General features: G+C 45.9%; 1 protein-coding gene and 1 pseudogene. Both read right to left on the bottom strand.

The annotated features are described in order from the left end of the window. Nucleotides 1–338 (bottom strand): annotated as a pseudogene (locus B3W37_RS14755) (isoprenylcysteine carboxylmethyltransferase family protein); the annotation flags it as partial. A 48-nt stretch (nucleotides 339–386) separates the two neighbouring features. Continuing rightward, the coding region (locus B3W37_RS14750; protein ID WP_483169834.1) for a helix-turn-helix domain-containing protein at nucleotides 387–1,210 on the bottom strand (824 nt) is incomplete at its 5' end.

Below are 1,210 nucleotides of genomic sequence, written 5' to 3'. Positions count from 1 at the left end.
GCTGCAATAACTATCCAAACCGGCACCGTTGACCAGTGAAACCGAAAATCAAAACCGGCTACGAAATAAAAAAGGGGAAAAAGGTTTAACAAACCAGGTATTTTCCGCACGGTTTCCTGGTCTTTATGCTGCCATCGCCTGGCTAGTAGTTCGGGGCTTCTTTTGGCGAAATAAGCGGTAATAAAAAAAGTTACGGCTGAAAACATCACCCAATAAATCCAGGCCTGCCAGTATCGTAAGGTCCCAGCGGGAAGAAACAGAATGAGGCCCATTACAATCATCATTATCGTGGGAAACAGATAGATTTTAAATGAGGATGTATTTGTCTTGCCTTCCACTGAAATTATCTCCTTGCCCTTAAACGAAAATATACTAGCCAAAAGAGCTTAGTCTTCTTGATTCGACTTGCGATATTCTTCAACCAGCTGCTGGTATTTTAATTGGGCCGGCGATAACACTCCGGCGACCATCTCCTTATACAGGCCGTTCAAAGGATCTTTCTGTCCTGAGCGGCTGAGCATGAGTCCCTTCACCTGCGGCATTTTATCAAGGAGCAGGGCAGATTCGCGGGCCAGAGCATCTATTCGGGGATCATCTTCAGGAACGTTAGTCAGTTCTGCCCAGCGTGCTCCAAAATCCAAAGCCATCTGATAATGGTCGGGATGGTCTTTAAAATACTCGGCCAGGATGCGGAAAACTTCTCGGAAATCCTCGCCCCATTGAAAATCATCCAGGATGCTGTACAATTTACGGTGCTGGTCATAGATTTCCGGGCAGGACCGGGCGTACTTTTCTATTTGATCCGTTCCCATTATCTCGGTGATCATTTGGAAAGAAGGGGATACGAAAATATCTTGGTTCAAGAGCTCCATGTCTTCACCCAGTAATGCATCGATTTTCTCCACTCGTTGTTCCAGGGTTTTCTTCTCATTTAATAGCTCGATGCGGAGTGACAGCAGGATTTCCCGCATAGTTTTGGTGTTGTTAAGATCCCCGATTATTTCTTTGATGCGCTGCAGATCAAGCCCCAGCGATTTCAGGCGTTTAATCAAACGCATGCGGTTCAGCTCGGCGGGTCCGTATAACCGGTATCCGCCCGGAGAGCGCTCCGGTTCGGGCAGTAAACCGATCTTGTGATAATAAATAATAGTTTTTAGGGTGCTTCCGGTTAATTTTATAAAATCACCGATTTTTATACGATTCTCCATCG

It is taken from the genome of Syntrophomonas sp. UBA5494, assembly GCF_002426325.1.
Note: the sequence above shows the minus strand (reverse complement) of the source record. Positions and strands in the feature narration are given on the sequence as shown.